The sequence below is a fragment of the Arthrobacter sp. KBS0702 genome (assembly GCF_005937985.2).
In the GTDB taxonomy this organism is placed as follows: Bacteria; Actinomycetota; Actinomycetes; order Actinomycetales; family Micrococcaceae; genus Arthrobacter.
In genome coordinates, this window is record NZ_CP042172.1 from 2,263,511 (window position 1) to 2,278,218 (window position 14,708).

The 14,708-nt window shown below is 67.8% G+C and carries 10 protein-coding genes and 1 tRNA gene; 3 read left to right on the forward strand and 8 right to left on the reverse strand.

What is annotated here, in order from left to right; genetic code table 11:
* Positions 1-6: 6 nt before the first annotated feature.
* The 8 genes from FFF93_RS10415 to FFF93_RS10450 form a co-directional block, all read right to left on the reverse strand.
* Positions 7-774, reverse strand: coding sequence for an ABC transporter ATP-binding protein (locus FFF93_RS10415; protein ID WP_138768979.1), 768 nt, complete (start codon positions 772-774; stop codon positions 7-9).
* Positions 771-3,560, reverse strand: a complete 2,790-nt coding sequence (locus tag FFF93_RS10420; RefSeq protein WP_138768978.1) for an ABC transporter permease — start codon at positions 3,558-3,560, stop codon at positions 771-773. Before FFF93_RS10420 ends, FFF93_RS10415 begins: the two co-directional genes overlap by 4 nt.
* 202 nt (positions 3,561-3,762) lie before the next feature.
* Complete coding sequence (gene serA / locus FFF93_RS10425) at positions 3,763-5,358, reverse strand: phosphoglycerate dehydrogenase (protein ID WP_138768977.1); 1,596 nt, start codon at positions 5,356-5,358, stop codon at positions 3,763-3,765.
* Positions 5,359-5,488: 130 nt separating this feature from the next.
* Positions 5,489-6,514, reverse strand: coding sequence for a ketol-acid reductoisomerase (ilvC, locus tag FFF93_RS10430; protein ID WP_138768976.1), 1,026 nt, complete (start codon positions 6,512-6,514; stop codon positions 5,489-5,491).
* Positions 6,515-6,602: 88 nt separating this feature from the next.
* Positions 6,603-7,115 carry an acetolactate synthase small subunit gene (ilvN, locus tag FFF93_RS10435; protein WP_138768975.1) on the reverse strand — a complete coding sequence of 171 codons (513 nt, stop codon included), beginning with the start codon at positions 7,113-7,115 and terminating at the stop codon, positions 6,603-6,605.
* A gap of 2 nt (positions 7,116-7,117) precedes the next feature.
* Positions 7,118-9,016 (reverse strand): acetolactate synthase large subunit, encoded by a 1,899-nt coding sequence (locus FFF93_RS10440; protein WP_138768974.1) that lies wholly within the window; start codon positions 9,014-9,016, stop codon positions 7,118-7,120.
* Positions 9,017-9,442: 426 nt separating this feature from the next.
* Positions 9,443-11,164: a dihydroxy-acid dehydratase gene (gene ilvD, locus FFF93_RS10445; RefSeq protein ID WP_138768973.1), complete on the reverse strand. Its 1,722-nt coding sequence runs from the start codon at positions 11,162-11,164 to the stop codon at positions 9,443-9,445.
* A 139-nt stretch (positions 11,165-11,303) separates the two neighbouring features.
* A complete protein-coding gene (locus FFF93_RS10450) occupies positions 11,304-12,242 on the reverse strand; it encodes a LysR family transcriptional regulator (protein WP_138768972.1) in 939 nt (312 codons plus the stop codon).
* Positions 12,243-12,347: 105 nt separating this feature from the next.
* On the opposite strand from FFF93_RS10450, the gene FFF93_RS10455 reads away from it, so the two are divergent.
* The 3 genes from FFF93_RS10455 (at position 12,348) to FFF93_RS10465 (ending at position 14,605) form a co-directional block, all read left to right on the forward strand.
* A complete protein-coding gene (locus FFF93_RS10455) occupies positions 12,348-13,259 on the forward strand; it encodes a hypothetical protein (RefSeq protein WP_138768971.1) in 912 nt (303 codons plus the stop codon).
* Between the two features lie 3 nt (positions 13,260-13,262).
* Positions 13,263-14,411 carry a sorbosone dehydrogenase family protein gene (locus FFF93_RS10460; protein WP_138768970.1) on the forward strand — a complete coding sequence of 383 codons (1,149 nt, stop codon included), beginning with the start codon at positions 13,263-13,265 and terminating at the stop codon, positions 14,409-14,411.
* Between the two features lie 118 nt (positions 14,412-14,529).
* Positions 14,530-14,605, forward strand: a tRNA-Lys gene (locus FFF93_RS10465).
* Positions 14,606-14,708: the final 103 nt, after the last annotated feature.

The following is a 14,708-nucleotide window of genomic DNA, read 5'->3' on the forward strand; positions in this document are numbered from 1 at the left end:
ATAAACCTAGATCAGTTCGGTCAGGGTATCGCTCTGGCGGACGAGTTCGTGGTCATGTGAAGCCACCAGGACGGCGATGCCGTCCGACGTCGTGTCCTTGAGGATGCTGATGATGCGGTTGGCCGAGGTGCGGTCCAGGCTCGCCGTCGGCTCGTCCACCACCAGCACCCGGGTGCCGAGGATCAGGGCGCGGGCGATCGCAACGCGCTGGCGTTCGCCGCCGGAGAGCTGTGCGGGGCGGTGGCGCATGCGGCGGCCGAGGCCGACGAGGTCCAGCAGGTCCTTGGCCATGTCTCGGCGCTGTTCGACCTCGCCGTCGGGCACGGCCGGGAGCAGTACGTTCTCGAGTGCACTCATGCCGTCGATCAGGGCGCCGCCCTGGTCGACATAGCCGATCAGGGCGCGGCGGCGGTCGGCGATCTCGTCGTCGCCCATGGTCTCGAGGGAGTCGCCTTCCCAGAACACCCGGCCCGAGGTCGGCAGCGTCAGGCCCGCGCCGACGGTCAGGATGCTGGTTTTGCCCGAGCCGGAGCGGCCGGCGATGCAGTGCATCTCGCCGGAATGCAGCGTCATGTTGAAGTCGTCGACGACGTTAACGGGCTCGGCGCCGCCCTTGCCACCGCCGTAGTGGATCGTGATGTTGCTCAGTTCCAGCGGCGTGGCGTGGTCCGCGGCCTTCACGATCGTGTTGGCTCGGGTCTGGTGGCCGCCGTTCCCGGTGCTCTCCGGCATCCGGTTTCGGGCCGCCCTGGTCAGGTTCAGCTCGTTAGTCATTGGACCACTTTCGTTGCAATCGGAATCCAGCAAAGTACCGCTACGAGTCCGGCGATTCCGGCCCAGATGGCGGCGTAGGGGGCGAGGAGCAGGCTGATGCCCAGGGCGCCGAGGATACCCAGCGGCAGTGCGATGGTCCCCACCATGGCATTTTCGAAGAAGCGGACCTGGCCCAGCATGTCCGGGTTCCAGCCCATGGCCTGCAGGGTGCCCAGGTACTGGCGTTTGGCGCCCAGCTCGAAGCGGCCGGTGACCATGGTCAGCAGCAGCCCCACGGCAACCCCGGACACGCCCAGCACGATGCTCGGCAGCGCGACGCTGGCCGCGGCCAGACCGCTCAGGGCACTGGCGCCAGCGGCCCGCGGGATGTCGATCAGGAGTGCTGCGAGCCCGCCCACGGCGGCACCGAAGACGCCGACGGCGACGGCCAGCGAGCCGGTGTTGAACTTGTTCGTGCTCAGCTGCCGGCTGGCGAAGGTCAGCGGCGAGTCGACCGGGATGAGGCGCTCATCGTGCTGCGGTTCCTGGTCGATGACCTCGCGGTGGCGCAGCTGCTGCGCGGCGAAGTAGGCGGCCCCGCAGTACAGGACCAGGACCGAAGCGGAGACGATCGCGGTGGCCGGGTTCCAGCTGATCAGGCTCAGCGCGATCCCGGCGACGGCCAGCAGGGCGGCGCCCACACCGAATTCTGCCAGGACCCAGGACCGGATCTTGCGCTGCGTCCAGCCCATGGCCCGCAGTGTTCCGGCCTCGCGGCGGCGCTTGCGGACGTAGCTGACGGTCGAGGCGCCGGTGAGCAGCGCGGAACCGCACAGGGTCAGGAAGAGGAGCGTGAGGTTGGTGCCGGTCAGCGAGCCGGAGACGGCGTCGGCGGCGTCCTGGCGGACCCAGGACTGCTGCACGGTGCCCAGCGGCGATTCCTTCCCGGCGTCGTCCTTGGAGTAGCCGGGCACGAAGATGTTGGCATCTTCGCGGGCGGAGCCGGCGACCACGGTGGCCTGCAGGCCCATGTCGCGGATCTGGTTGGCGAGCTTTTCAACCTCCGGCTGCGCCTGCTTCCAGGTGCCGTCCACCTTGGCGCGGACACGCACGGCGTCGATGACGGAGGCGTTCTTCTCGTAGCCGCGGGCGGCGGCCAGGCCGTAGTAGTCGGTGATGGCGCCGGCCGACTGGCTGACCAGTCCGGTCCCGCTGAGCGAGGGCTTGAGGGTGGTCTGCCCGGCGTCGTTGCCCGCGGCGTCCTTGCTCAGGGTCATCGGCGTCGGGTCGTAGCCGCCAAGCGGCAGGCGGTTGACGTCACCGGCGGCCGCCTGGACCTTGGCCGGGTCGAAGGTGCCGTAGACCATGGCCAGCGGCGTGGCCGGCTTCTTGCCGGTCGCGAGGTTGTCGCGGTAGGCGCGCTCGTCGACGGGCGTACGCTGCGTCTGGTCGACCGGGGCGCCGTTGGCGCCCTTCTCGGGCAGCCGGTTGACGGTGATCCAGTCGCCGGGGACCGCGGACTTGTCCACGGCGCCGTTGCCGGCGGTCTCGCCGTCCTTGTACTTGGGGGCGGCGGCGAAGTCGGTGCTCCAGGTCGCGGGGTTGTAGAGGCCCTGGCCGAAGCTGCCGGTGTCGCCCATCAACTGGGAGAAGTCCTTGGAGCCGGGCCAGGCGAGGGCGAACGGCGACTTGGAAACGAACGGCAGGTAGTCCTTGTCCAGCGACCGGGTGGCGGTGCCGACGTCCTTCGTCACGTTGCCGGCGGCGTCGATTTCCTCGATCTTGACCGAGTACTTCAGGTCAAGGGAGGTGCCCGAGCGGACGATCAACGGAATCGCCTGCGAGTCGGCGGTCAGCTGCCCGGCCCGCTTGGCCTGCTGGTACTGGGACATCAGGGGCGCCCAGTACTTGAGCTTGACGCCGAGGAAGTCGGGGCCTTCCTTGAGCTGGTCCATGCTGATGCCGTTGGTGAACAGGCTCTCGAAGTGGCGGCCGATCGCGCCGGCGTTGCGGGCATCGGCCGGGGGTGCCTTCTCCAGCGGCGCGAGGAAGTCCCCGGCGCCGCCCAGGAGCGCGCGCTCCGAAACCGGGTCGACGGCGACGACGGATTCGGTCACCTGCGGCGCCATGGGCAGGGAGACAGAGAGATTGAAAAGGTTGTGCTCTGAGCCGCCGGCAGGGGCCGGGAACTTGATTCCGGTCTCCCCTGCCGGGCCGGCGATCCGCACGTTCTTGCCGCCGGCGACCTGCTCTTCGACCAGCTTGGCTTTGCCGAGGGTTCCTTCGGCAGTGGTTTTGAACAGGGTCTGCTCGGACTTACCGTCAGAGCTCACCGCGCTGGCGGTGAGGCGGTACTTCTTGGCGGTGGCGCTGAGCACGGACTCGGCCGCGGGCCACTTGGACGGATCGGTGGCGCTGGGATCGCCGGCGGTGCCGGCAAGGCCGGCACTGTAGCCGAGGTAGTCGGTGGCGTCGAGGCGCGGGGCCTCGAGATTCTGTGAGACGCGGGACACCAGGCTGATCGGAGCCGCGACGGAGGTGCCGGCGAGCTTGCGGATGGCGTCCAGCTGCTCGAAGCTGACCCCGCCCTGGCCGGTGGCGATCTCGGGCTGCATCAGGCCGCCGTTGTCGTCGGCCTTGGCCTGGACGAGGACGTCGTAGAGACCGCGGGAGTTCTGGTCGACGGTGCGGTTAAGCGCGGCCTGCGACTGGCCCTGCACCAGGACGGACAGGCACATGGCCACGATCAAAATGGACGCGGTCAGCAAAAGCACTCTGCTTCTGATGAACCTCTGGACGGCGTTCATTGGGCTCCTGAAAGCTGGATTGCGTGCGCACACCACTGTTCATTCCGCGCGGAAATAATGGCGTCCCCGGCCGGGTGTGCAAAAGTAAAGGCCGGTCTGCCGGCCAGATCCGAAATTCGGACCTAGCCATTGTACGCAGACCGGCCGCTTCTTCGTGGCCGCCTGCGGCGGTGTTGCCGCCGCAGGCGTCCGACGTGGGGCTTTAGTCCTCGAGGTCGACTTCGCGGACCATTTCGGCGCCGATTCCGGCCTTGATCGCGTCCAGCACCTGCTGCGGCACGGAGCTATCGATGGTCAGGAGCGCAAGCACCTGCCCGCCTTCCGCCTGCCGGGCCACCTGCATGCCGGCGATGTTGATGTTGTTCATGCCGAGGATGTGGCCGATCGTGCCGATCACACCCGGGCGGTCCGAGTAGGCCACCACCACGAGGTGTTCGCTGATCGGGATTTCGACCTCGAAGCCGTTGATTCCGACGAGCTTCTGGATCTGCTTGGGTCCGGTCAGGGTGCCCGCTACGGAGATCTGGCTGCCGTCGCTCAGGGCCCCGCGCAGGGTCAGGACGTTGCGGTAGGACTCCGTGTCCGGCGTGGTGATGAGCCGGACGTTGATGCCGCGCTGCTCGGCGATCACGGGGGCGTTGACATAGGAGACCTGCTCGGTCACGATGTCGGCGAAGATGCCCTTGAGGGCGGCCAGTTCGAGGACCTTGACGTCCAGCGAGGAGATCTCGCCGGCCACCTCGACGTCGAACTGGGTGAGCGAGGCGTGGGTCATGGCGGTGAAGATCCTGCCCAGCTTCTCGATCAGCGGGATGCCGGGGCGCACGTCCGGGGCGATCACGCCGCCGGCGACGTTCACGGCGTCCGGGACGAGCTCCCCGGCGAGGGCCTGGCGGACGGACCGGGCGACCGAGACGCCGGCCTTTTCCTGGGCCTCGTCGGTGGAGGCGCCCAGGTGCGGGGTGACCACGACGTTGTCGAGCTTGAAGAACGGCAGGTCGGTGCTGGGCTCCTTGACGAAAACGTCGACGCCGGCGCCGGCGATCTCCCCGGACTCCAGCGCGGCGTAGAGGGCTTCCTCGTCCACCAGGCCGCCGCGGGCGACGTTGACGACGTAGGCGGTGTTCTTCATCTTCTTGAACGCCTCTGCGCCGAGCATGCCGACGGTCTCGGGCGTCTTCGGCATGTGGATCGTGATGAAGTCCGACTGGGTCAGGAGCTCGTCCAGGGTCACCAGCTGGACGCCGAGCTGGGCGGCGCGGGCCGAGGTGATGTACGGGTCGTACGCGAGGATCTTGGTGTCGAAGCCCTTCAGCCGGGCCGCGACGAGGGCGCCGATCCGGCCGAGGCCGATGATGCCGATCTTCTTCTCGAACAGCTCGGTCCCGGTGTACTTGGAGCGCTTCCACTCGCCGTCCTTGAGCGCGGCGGAGGCCTGCGGGATGTGCCGGGCCAGGCTGAGGATGTGGCCGACGGTGAGTTCGGCGGCGGAGACGATGTTCGACGTCGGGGCGTTGACCACCATTACGCCCGCCTGGGTGGCGGCCTTGATGTCCACGTTGTCCAGGCCCACGCCGGCGCGGGCGATCACCTTGAGGTTCTTCGCGGCGGCGATCGCCTCGGCATCCACCTGGGTGGCGGAGCGGATCAGGATCGCGTCGACGTCGGCGATCGCGGAGAGCAGCTGGGAACGGTCGGCGCCGTCGGTCTGGCGGATTTCAAAGTCCGGGCCGAGGGCCTCGACTGTGGCGGGCGAAAGTTCCTCAGCGAGGAGTACGACAGGTTTGGTGCTTGTCACCGGTGACCTCTTTAGCTCTCTTGTAATTCAGGTGGGGATTTTGGTGAAACGTGGGTGATGCTCGGTAGTGCTCAACGCAGGGAAGCCGGACCCCAGTAATGGCGTCCGGCTCCCCTGCCGGCCAGCTGCCTTAGCGGGCTACTGATCCTTCGGTGTAGTCGTCTTCGTTCTTGATCCAGGAGAAGAGCTTGCGCAGTTCGCGGCCGGTGGCCTCGATCGGGTGGTCTTCGCCCTTCTTGCGAAGGGCCTTGAACTCGGGGGCTCCGGCGTCCTGGTCGTCGATGAAGCGCTTGGCGAAGGTGCCGTCCTGGATGTCCTTCAGGACGGCCTTCATGTTTTCCTTCACCTCGGGGGTGATGACGCGGGGGCCGGAGACGTAGTCGCCGTATTCCGCGGTGTCCGAGACGCTCCAGCGCTGCTTGGCGATGCCGCCTTCGACCATCAGGTCAACGATCAGCTTGAGCTCGTGCAGCACCTCGAAGTAGGCCACCTCGGGCTTGTAGCCGGCCTCGGTGAGGGTCTCGAAGCCGTACATGATCAGCTGGGAGGCGCCGCCGCACAGGACGGCCTGCTCGCCGAAGAGGTCGGTTTCGGTCTCTTCGGTGAAGGTGGTCTCGATGACACCGGCGCGGGTGCCGCCGATCGCCTTGGCGTAGGACAGGGCCAGCTCCTTGGCCTTGCCGGACGGGTTCTGCTCGACGGCGATCAGGTCCGGCACGCCGCGGCCGGCTTCGAATTCGCGGCGCACGATGTGGCCCGGTCCCTTCGGGGCGACCAGGGCAACGTCGACGTCGGCCGGCGGCTTGATGTAGCCGTAGCGGATGTTGAAACCGTGTCCGAAGAACAGGGCGTCGCCGGACTGCAGGTTCGGGGCGATGTCCTCGGCGTAGACGTGGCGCTGGACCTGGTCCGGGGTGAGCACCATGATCAGGTCGGCTTCGGCGACGGCGTCGGCGACGTTGAGCACGCGCAGGCCCTCGGCCTCGGCCTTGGCGCGGGACTTGGAGCCTTCCTTCAGGCCGACGCGGACGTCAACACCGGAATCGCGCAGGCTGAGGGCGTGGGCGTGGCCCTGGGAGCCGTAACCGATGACGGCGACGGTGCGGCCCTGGATGATCGACAGGTCGGCGTCGTCGTCGTAAAACATTTCAGTCACTGGGGTGTCTCCTTTGAATGGATTCTTTGGGTGTTGGCTGGGGAAAATTGGGTGGTGCTTGCTGTGTTGCTGCGGGCCGGTCCGCCGCTTAGGCGGAGCGCAGGGCCCGGTCACTCATGGAGCGGGACCCGCGGCCGACGGCCAGGGTGCCGGACTGCACGATTTCGCGGACGCCGAAGGGTTCCAGCACCGAAAGCAGTGCCGTGAGTTTGTCCGGGTGGCCTGTGGCCTCGATGACCACCGACTCTGTGGAGACGTCGACCACGGAAGCGCGGAACAGGTCGGCCGCCTGGGTGACCTGCAGCCGGGTTGCGGCATCCGCACGTACCTTGACCAGGATGTGGTCTCGCTGCACGGAAGATTCGGGGGTGAGCTCGACGATCTTGATCACGTTGATCAGCTTGTTCAGCTGCTTCGTGACCTGTTCGATCAGCTCGCCGTCGGCGTCGACGACGACCGTCATCCGGGAAATGCCCGGAACCTCGGTCGGGCCGACGGCCAGGGAGTTGATGTTGAAGGCGCGGCGGGCGAAGAGGCTGGCGACGCGGGTCAGCACACCGGGCTTGTCTTCGACCAGAACGGAAAGTGTATGGCGGGTCATTTTCAGTCCTCTTCTTCCCAGTCCGGGGTCATGTTGCGGGCAACCTGGATCTGGTCGTTGCTGACTCCGGCGGGGACCATCGGCCACACCATGGAGTTGGGGCTTACGACGAAATCGATGACCACCGGGCGGTCGTTGATCGCCAGGGCCTGCTGGATGGTGGCGTCGATGTCCTCGTCGCGTTCGCAGCGGAAGGCGGCGCAGCCGTAAGCGTCCGCGAGCTTGACGAAGTCCGGGATCCGTACGGTGTCGTGCCCGGTGTTGAGGTCGGTGTTGGAATAGCGGCCCTCGTAGAACAGGGTCTGCCACTGGCGCACCATGCCCAGCGAGGAGTTGTTGATCACAGCGACCTTGATCGGGATCTTGTTGATCGCACAGGTGGCCAGCTCCTGGTTGGTCATCTGGAAGCAGCCGTCGCCGTCGATCGCCCAGACCACCCGGTCAGGTTCGCCCACCTTGGCGCCCATGGCGGCCGGCACGGCGTAGCCCATGGTGCCTGCGCCGCCGGAGTTCAGCCAGGCGTGCGGGCGTTCGTACTTGATGAACTGCGAGGCCCACATCTGGTGCTGTCCGACGCCGGCGACGTAGACGCCCTCCGGCCCGGTGAGGGCACCAATCCGTTCGATCACGCGCTGCGGGGCGCTCAGGCCGTCCTCGGGTTCGGTCCAGCCCAGCGGGTAGGTCTCCTTGAGGTTGTTCAGGAAGGCCCACCAGTTGGTCAGGTCCGGGGTTCCGGCGGTTTCGAACTGCTGGCGCAGTGCCTCGCTGAGCTCCGGGATGATCTCCTTGACCGAACCCACGATCGGCACGTCGGCGGTGCGGTTCTTGGAGATCTCCGCCGGGTCGATGTCCGCGTGGATGACCTTGGCGTTCGGGGCGAAGGACTTCAGGATGCCGGTGACCCGGTCATCGAAACGCGCGCCCAGGGTGATCAGCAGATCCGACTGCTGCAGCGCGGTCACGGCGGACACGGCGCCATGCATGCCCGGCATGCCCACGTGCTGCGGGTGGGAATCCGGGAAGACGCCCCGGGCCATCAGCGTGGTGACCACCGGGGCACCGGAGAGCTCGGCCAGTTCCCGCAGCTCGGCGGACGCGTGGGCCTTGACCACGCCGCCGCCGACGTAGAGCACCGGCTTGCTGGCGGCCGCGATCAGCCGGGCTGCCTCACGGACCTGCTTACTGTGGCCACGGAGCACCGGGCGGTAACCGGGGAGGTCGATCTTGGGCGGCCAGGAGAAGGTCATCTGGCCCTGCTGGGCATCCTTGGCCACGTCGACGAGGACGGGGCCCGGGCGGCCGGTCGAGGCCAGGTGGAACGCCTCGGCCATCACGTGCGGGATGTCGTTCGGGTCGGTCACCAGGAACGAGTGCTTGGTGATCGGCATGGTAATGCCGACGATGTCCGCTTCCTGGAACGCGTCGGTGCCAATGACTCCGCTGGAGACCTGGCCGGTGATGGCCACCATCGGCACGGAGTCCATGTGGGCGTCCATGATGGCGGTAACGAGGTTGGTGGCCCCGGGGCCCGAGGTGGCGATGCAGACGCCCACCCGTCCGGTGACCATGGCATAGCCTTGCGCGGCGTGGCCGGCTCCCTGTTCGTGACGGACCAGAATGTGGTTCATTTTGGAGGCCATCAAGGGGTCATAGGTGGGCAGGATCGCGCCACCGGGCAAACCGAAAATGTCCTCGACGCCGAGTTCTTCGAGCGCGCGGACGATTGCTTGCGAGCCGGTCATCACCGTCGGGGGTACGACGTTGTTCGGCCCAAGGACGGGAGAGGCAGCAGCATGCTCGACGCCGGCGTCGGCCGGTCGTTCGATGCGTTCCGGAGCCTTGTGGGCTCCAGCGGACTTTGTGGCCATCAGCGAGGGGCTGATCGGCGATCCTTTGCTCATCGGACTCTTCCTTTGGTGGATCTTCTGTGATCGTGGAACTGCGGGTAATAAAAAAACCCCTCAGCCTTAGCGGCTCTTCGAGGGGTTTGCGCGTGACGGTTCGTTACCAGTGGAGGCTATGGAGCCACGCGCTTGGTAAGGACGACGGATACACCTGCAGCACTCTCGTATGCAACGCGGCCGGTGGTAACGAATGCGGTCATGCGTTCAGTTTTCCCTCTGCGTGAGACGGGTGTCAACGAGGTCGCCCCCTGTCTCACGATGTGGACAACGGCGTCCACTTTTTGGTCCCCCGGTTCCTCTGGTGACCCTTCCGCCTTCGGCGGCAGGCGGGAGTCTCCTACCCCAAGCGGACGGCGCGGGCGCCGTTCGCTTGGGGCCCCTCGGAGCCTGCCTTACTAAGCGTGGTCGCCCACGCTTAGGGAATCACCCGCAGTAGGCGCCGGTGGAGGCGCTGTGGACGAGCTTGGCGTACTTGGCGAGCACACCCTTGGTGAACTTGGCCGGAAGCGGCTCCCAACCCACCTTGCGGGACTCCAACTCGGCCTCGTCGACCAGGAGGTCGAAGCTGCGGGCCGCGATGTCCACCCGGATCCGGTCGCCGTCCTTGACGAAGGCGATGGGACCACCGTCGACGGCTTCCGGGGCGACGTGGCCGATGCAGAGGCCCGTCGTGCCGCCGGAGAAGCGGCCGTCGGTCAGCAGCAGCACGTCCTTGCCCAGGCCCGCGCCCTTGATGGCACCGGTGATGGCGAGCATCTCCCGCATGCCGGGGCCGCCCTTGGGGCCCTCGTAGCGGATGACGACGACGTCGCCGGCCTTGATCTGGCCCTGGTCCAGCGCGTCCAGGGCACCCTGTTCGCGCTCGAAGACGCGGGCCGTGCCCTCGAAGACGTCGGCGTCGAAGCCGGCGCTCTTGACGACGGCGCCCTCGGGAGCCATCGTGCCGTGCAGGATCGTAATGCCGCCGGTCTTGTGGATCGGGTTGTCCATGGCGCGGAGGATCTTGCCGTCCAGGTCCGGCGGGTTGATCGCTTCGAGGTTCTCCGCGACGGTCTTGCCGGTGACGGTGAGGCAGTCGCCGTGCAGCAGGCCGGCGTCGAGCAGCGCGCGCATGATCACCGGGACGCCGCCGATCTTGTCGACGTCGGTCATGACGTAGCGGCCGAACGGTTTGAGGTCGCCGAGGTGCGGGATCTTGTCGCCGATCCGGTTGAAATCGTCCAGGGTCAGCTCGACCTCGGCCTCACGGGCGATGGCGAGCAGGTGCAGGACCGCGTTGGTGGAGCCGCCAAAGGCCATGGTGACGGCGATGGCGTTCTCGAAAGCTTTTTTGGTCATGATGTCCCGGGCGGTGATGCCCTTGCGCAGCAGGTTGACCACGGCCTCGCCGGACTTGCGGGCAAAGTCGTCGCGGCGGCGGTCCGCGGAGGGCGGGGCGGCCGAGCCGGGCAGGGACATGCCCAGCGCTTCGCCGATGCAGGCCATCGTGTTGGCGGTGTACATGCCGCCGCAGGCTCCTTCGCCCGGGCAGATGGCCTTTTCGATCCGGGTCAGGTCTTCCATGCTCATCTTGCCCGCGGCGCAGGCACCCACGGCCTCGAAGGCGTCAATGAGGGTGACTTCCTTTTCGGAGCCGTCCTCCAGCTTGACCCAGCCGGGCATGATGGATCCGGCGTAGAGGAAGACACTCGCGAGGTCCAGGCGGGCGGCGGCCATGAGCATGCCGGGGAGCGACTTGTCACAGCCGGCCAGCAGCACAGAGCCATCGATCCGCTCGGCCTGCATGACGGTTTCGACGGAGTCGGCGATGACTTCGCGGGAGACCAGGGAGAAGTGCATTCCTTCGTGGCCCATGGAGATGCCGTCGGATACGGAGATGGTGCCGAACTGCATCGGGAACCCGCCGCCGGCGTGCACGCCTTCCTTGGCGCCCTGGGCCAGCCGGTTCAGGGAGAGGTTGCAGGGAGTGATTTCGTTCCACGAGCTCGCCACGCCGATCTGGGGCTTGGCGAAGTCGTCGTCGCCCATGCCGACCGCACGGAACATGCCGCGCGCCGGGGCCGCGTGGATTCCATCGGTGACGACCCGGCTGCGGGGCTTGATGTCCGGTGTGGTTGCTGTCGCTGTTTGGGTGTCCTCACTCATGGGTGAAAGTCTAGGGCTCCGGCGCGGGCAGCAACGAGCCGTAATGGCTCATTAAGCGCAAAACCGGGAATATTTCGTCCGGATGGTGGACGCTTGTCTCATTCCGTGGACGTCCCGGCCGTGCGGCACCGAGCACGGTTCAGATGCTGTGGGCCGTGTCACGCAGCTCGGGGGCCTCTGCGACGGCCCGGGCCTCTGCCTTGAGCATTGCGAGAACCTGCCGGATGGTGGTCCGGGCGGCGGCCTCGGGACGGGCCAGGGCTACGATGCTTCGGCTGGCCTTGACACCGCGGAGCGGGCGGAGCACGAACCCCTTGCCCTGGTTCTTCAGGGCGGTGTACCGCGGGAGCAGGCTGAGCCCGTGCCCGGCGCTGACCAGTGCCTCCAGGACGCGGAGGTCCGGGAACAGCTGGGCCCGCAGGGCCGGGGAATCGGCCTGCGTTTCAATCTGGCGCAGCACGGTGTCAAAGGGGAAGCCGTCAGGCACCCCCATCCAGGGGAACCCGACCACGTCTTCGGCGCTTAGCGTCGCCTTGCCGGCCAGGGCGTGGCCCGCCGGTACGGCCACGTCCAGCGGCTCGTCCAGCAGGGGGACCACCTGGAGGCCCTGGCGGGCGAACACTTCGGGCCCGTCGACGCTGTGCGCCAGGACGATGTCATAGTCGGCGGCCAGGGCGGCGAAACCGGCCACGCCGGGATCCTCGAAGTGTGCTTCGAAGCGGAGACCGTCGATCTCCTTCACCCGGTGCAACAGCCCGGGCAGGAACATCTCCGCGGCGCTCGGAAAGAACGCCGCCGTAATCCGGGTCTGCCAGCCGAGCCGGTAGGTGTCGATGGTGGCCTCGGCGCGGGCCATGGCGGTGGACACCTCCGCCGCCGCTCCCGCCATGGCCAGCCCCGCCTCGGTCAGTCGCACTCCCCTGCCTGACTTCTCGACAAGGACGACGCCGAGTTCCTCCTGCAGGGTCTTGAGCTGCTGCGAGACCGCCGACGGGGTCACCCGCAGGGCCTCGGCAGTGGCCCCTACAGTGCCGCGGTCCGCCAGTTCGCGAAGAATCCGCAGTCGCTTGAAGTCCATGCTGCGAGGCTACACGCGGCGGGTCCGGAACGCTGGACAGCCGCGTCGGGCCGGACGTAACGTCAAGCAACGGCAACCCTGCCGCCTGGACAGAAGGATTCGGCCATGGATTGGATTATCTGGCTCATCGTCATCGTGGTGATTGTCGGCGTCGTGTGGTGGCTGTTGAACCGCAACAGTTCCCGCAGCACGGCCGGAACTTCGACGTCCACGGGGGCCGGATCCGCCGCCGCACCGCAGGCGGCCCCGGGCCGGGGAGGCCACGACGGCGCCCTCTCCGGCGGGACCGCCGCCGCATCGGCTTCCGCGGCCGCCACCACGGGAATACCGTCCGCCGCAGGTTTCAGCAACGCCGAGCCGGAGCCGCCGACGACCGCCGACGACACCGCCGCGGCAGCGGGCGCCCCCGCAGCCACCGCGCCGGCGAAGAGCGCGCCGGCGGAGAGCGCGGTGCCGGAGAGCGGCCGCACGCAGGGTGTCGGCGCTGAGGCCGGCGCGGCAGACAATGCGGACTGGGAGACGCAGTGGTCCGAAACGCCGCCGGCCGAGGCGCACACCGCAACGCACCACGACCTTCCGCACCACGACCTTTCCCACGGGGCCCACACCACGCAGACTCCGCCGCAGGCCGCCGACCACGCCCCGGTCCACCACCCTGAATACACCGAGCCGCACGCCCCTACGCTTCCCGGCGCGGAATCCGCGGCGGCCGAGGCTGCCGACCTGGAGACGGCGCAGGTGACGTCCTCGGCCGCGGCCTCCGAGGGTTCGGCGAGCCACACCGCCCCGCCGGCCGGGCACCTGGCGGTGGAGGAACCCTACGGCGAGGGGTCCGCGGCCCCGGCCCCCGATGGCAGCGGACCGGAGGGGTTCACCGTCAAGGGCAACGCCTCGTCGATGATCTACCACGACGAGACCAGCCCCTCCTACGAGGAAACCCGCGCCGAGGTCTGGTTCTTATCCGCGGCCCACGCCGAAGCGGCGGGCTTCCGGCCGCCGCGCCGCTCCCGGGCGTAGCCCGTGCCGCGGCCGTCGCCGCTCCGGGCCGTCCTGGCGGCGGCTGCGGTGGCCCTCACGACGTCCGCCTGCACCGGCAGCCCCACCGCTCCCCCGGCTCCCAGCCAGCCCGCCACCAGCCAGGCCGCCGGCAGCCCGACCATCACAGGCCCGAACGTCCCACGCCAAGGGACGCCGCAGGTGGTCGGTCGCATCGACGCCGGACTGGCGCTGCCATGGTCCCTCGTCTTCCTGCCGGACGGCAGCGCCGTGATCTCGGAGCGGGACAGCGCGCTGCTGAAGGTCCTGCCGCCCGGCGGCCAGGGCGCACCGGCCACCATCGCCCCCGCAACCATCGGCAAGGTGCCCGACGTCGTCCCCGGCGGCGAAGGCGGCTTGCTCGGGCTGGCGCTGTCGCCGGACTTCGCGGCAGACCGGTACCTGTACGCCTACTTCACCGCCCAGGGAGACAACCGGATTGCCCGCTTCCGGCTTGAGGGCACCGGTGCACAGCTGGGACTGCGGGCCGCCGAAGTGATCTTCAGCGGGATCCCCAAGGCCTCAACGCACAACGGCGGCCGCATACGCTTCGGCCCCGACGGCTATCTCTACGTCGGCACCGGCGACTCCCAACGCCGTGACCAGCCGCAGGACCGGAATGCCCTGGGTGGCAAGATCCTCCGCCTCACCCCCGACGGCAAACCTGCCCCGGGCAACCCCTTCGGCGACAACCCCGTTTACAGCCTTGGGCGCCGCAACGTCCAGGGTCTCGACTGGGACAGCGCGGGGCGGCTCTGGGCGAGCGAGTTTGGTCCGGACGTTGACGACGAGCTGAACCTGATCGTCCCGGGTGGCAACTACGGCTGGCCCGAGGTCACCGGCGCGCCGCACCGCGGGGGTTACCTGGACGCCAAAGTGGTCTGGCCCTCGACGGCGTCGTCCTCTCCGAGCGGCCTCGAAATAGTTGGCGACACGGCCTATCTGGGGGCGCTTCGTGGCCAGCGGCTTTGGGCCGTCCCCTTGCGGGGCGAGTTTGCCGGGGATCCTGTGGCCTATTTCACAGGCGAGTACGGTCGAATCCGCGACGTTTCACTGGCCCCTGACGGCCGCCTCTGGGCCCTCAGCAACGGCCAAAACCCTGATTTTGTGCTGGTTTTGAGCCTCAGTGGCTAGCCCCACCCAAGGGTGCACGCCCCGATTTCACACTGCATCAAAACTCGTGTAGAGTTTCATGTCGTTGCGGAGAACACCGCGGGAAATAAAAAGCCCGAGGGGAACGAAAACAACAGTTGCACCTCTAGCTCAACTGGCAGAGCAATTGACTCTTAATCAATGGGTTCCGGGTTCGAGTCCCGGGGGGTGCACCACAGAGAAAACCCCGTCCTGACTGGCTGCAAAGCGAGCAGGGCGGGGTTTTTCGTTGCCCGACCCAAGTCGCCGCGCCTGATGGGCGCGAACGTACACTTGGGG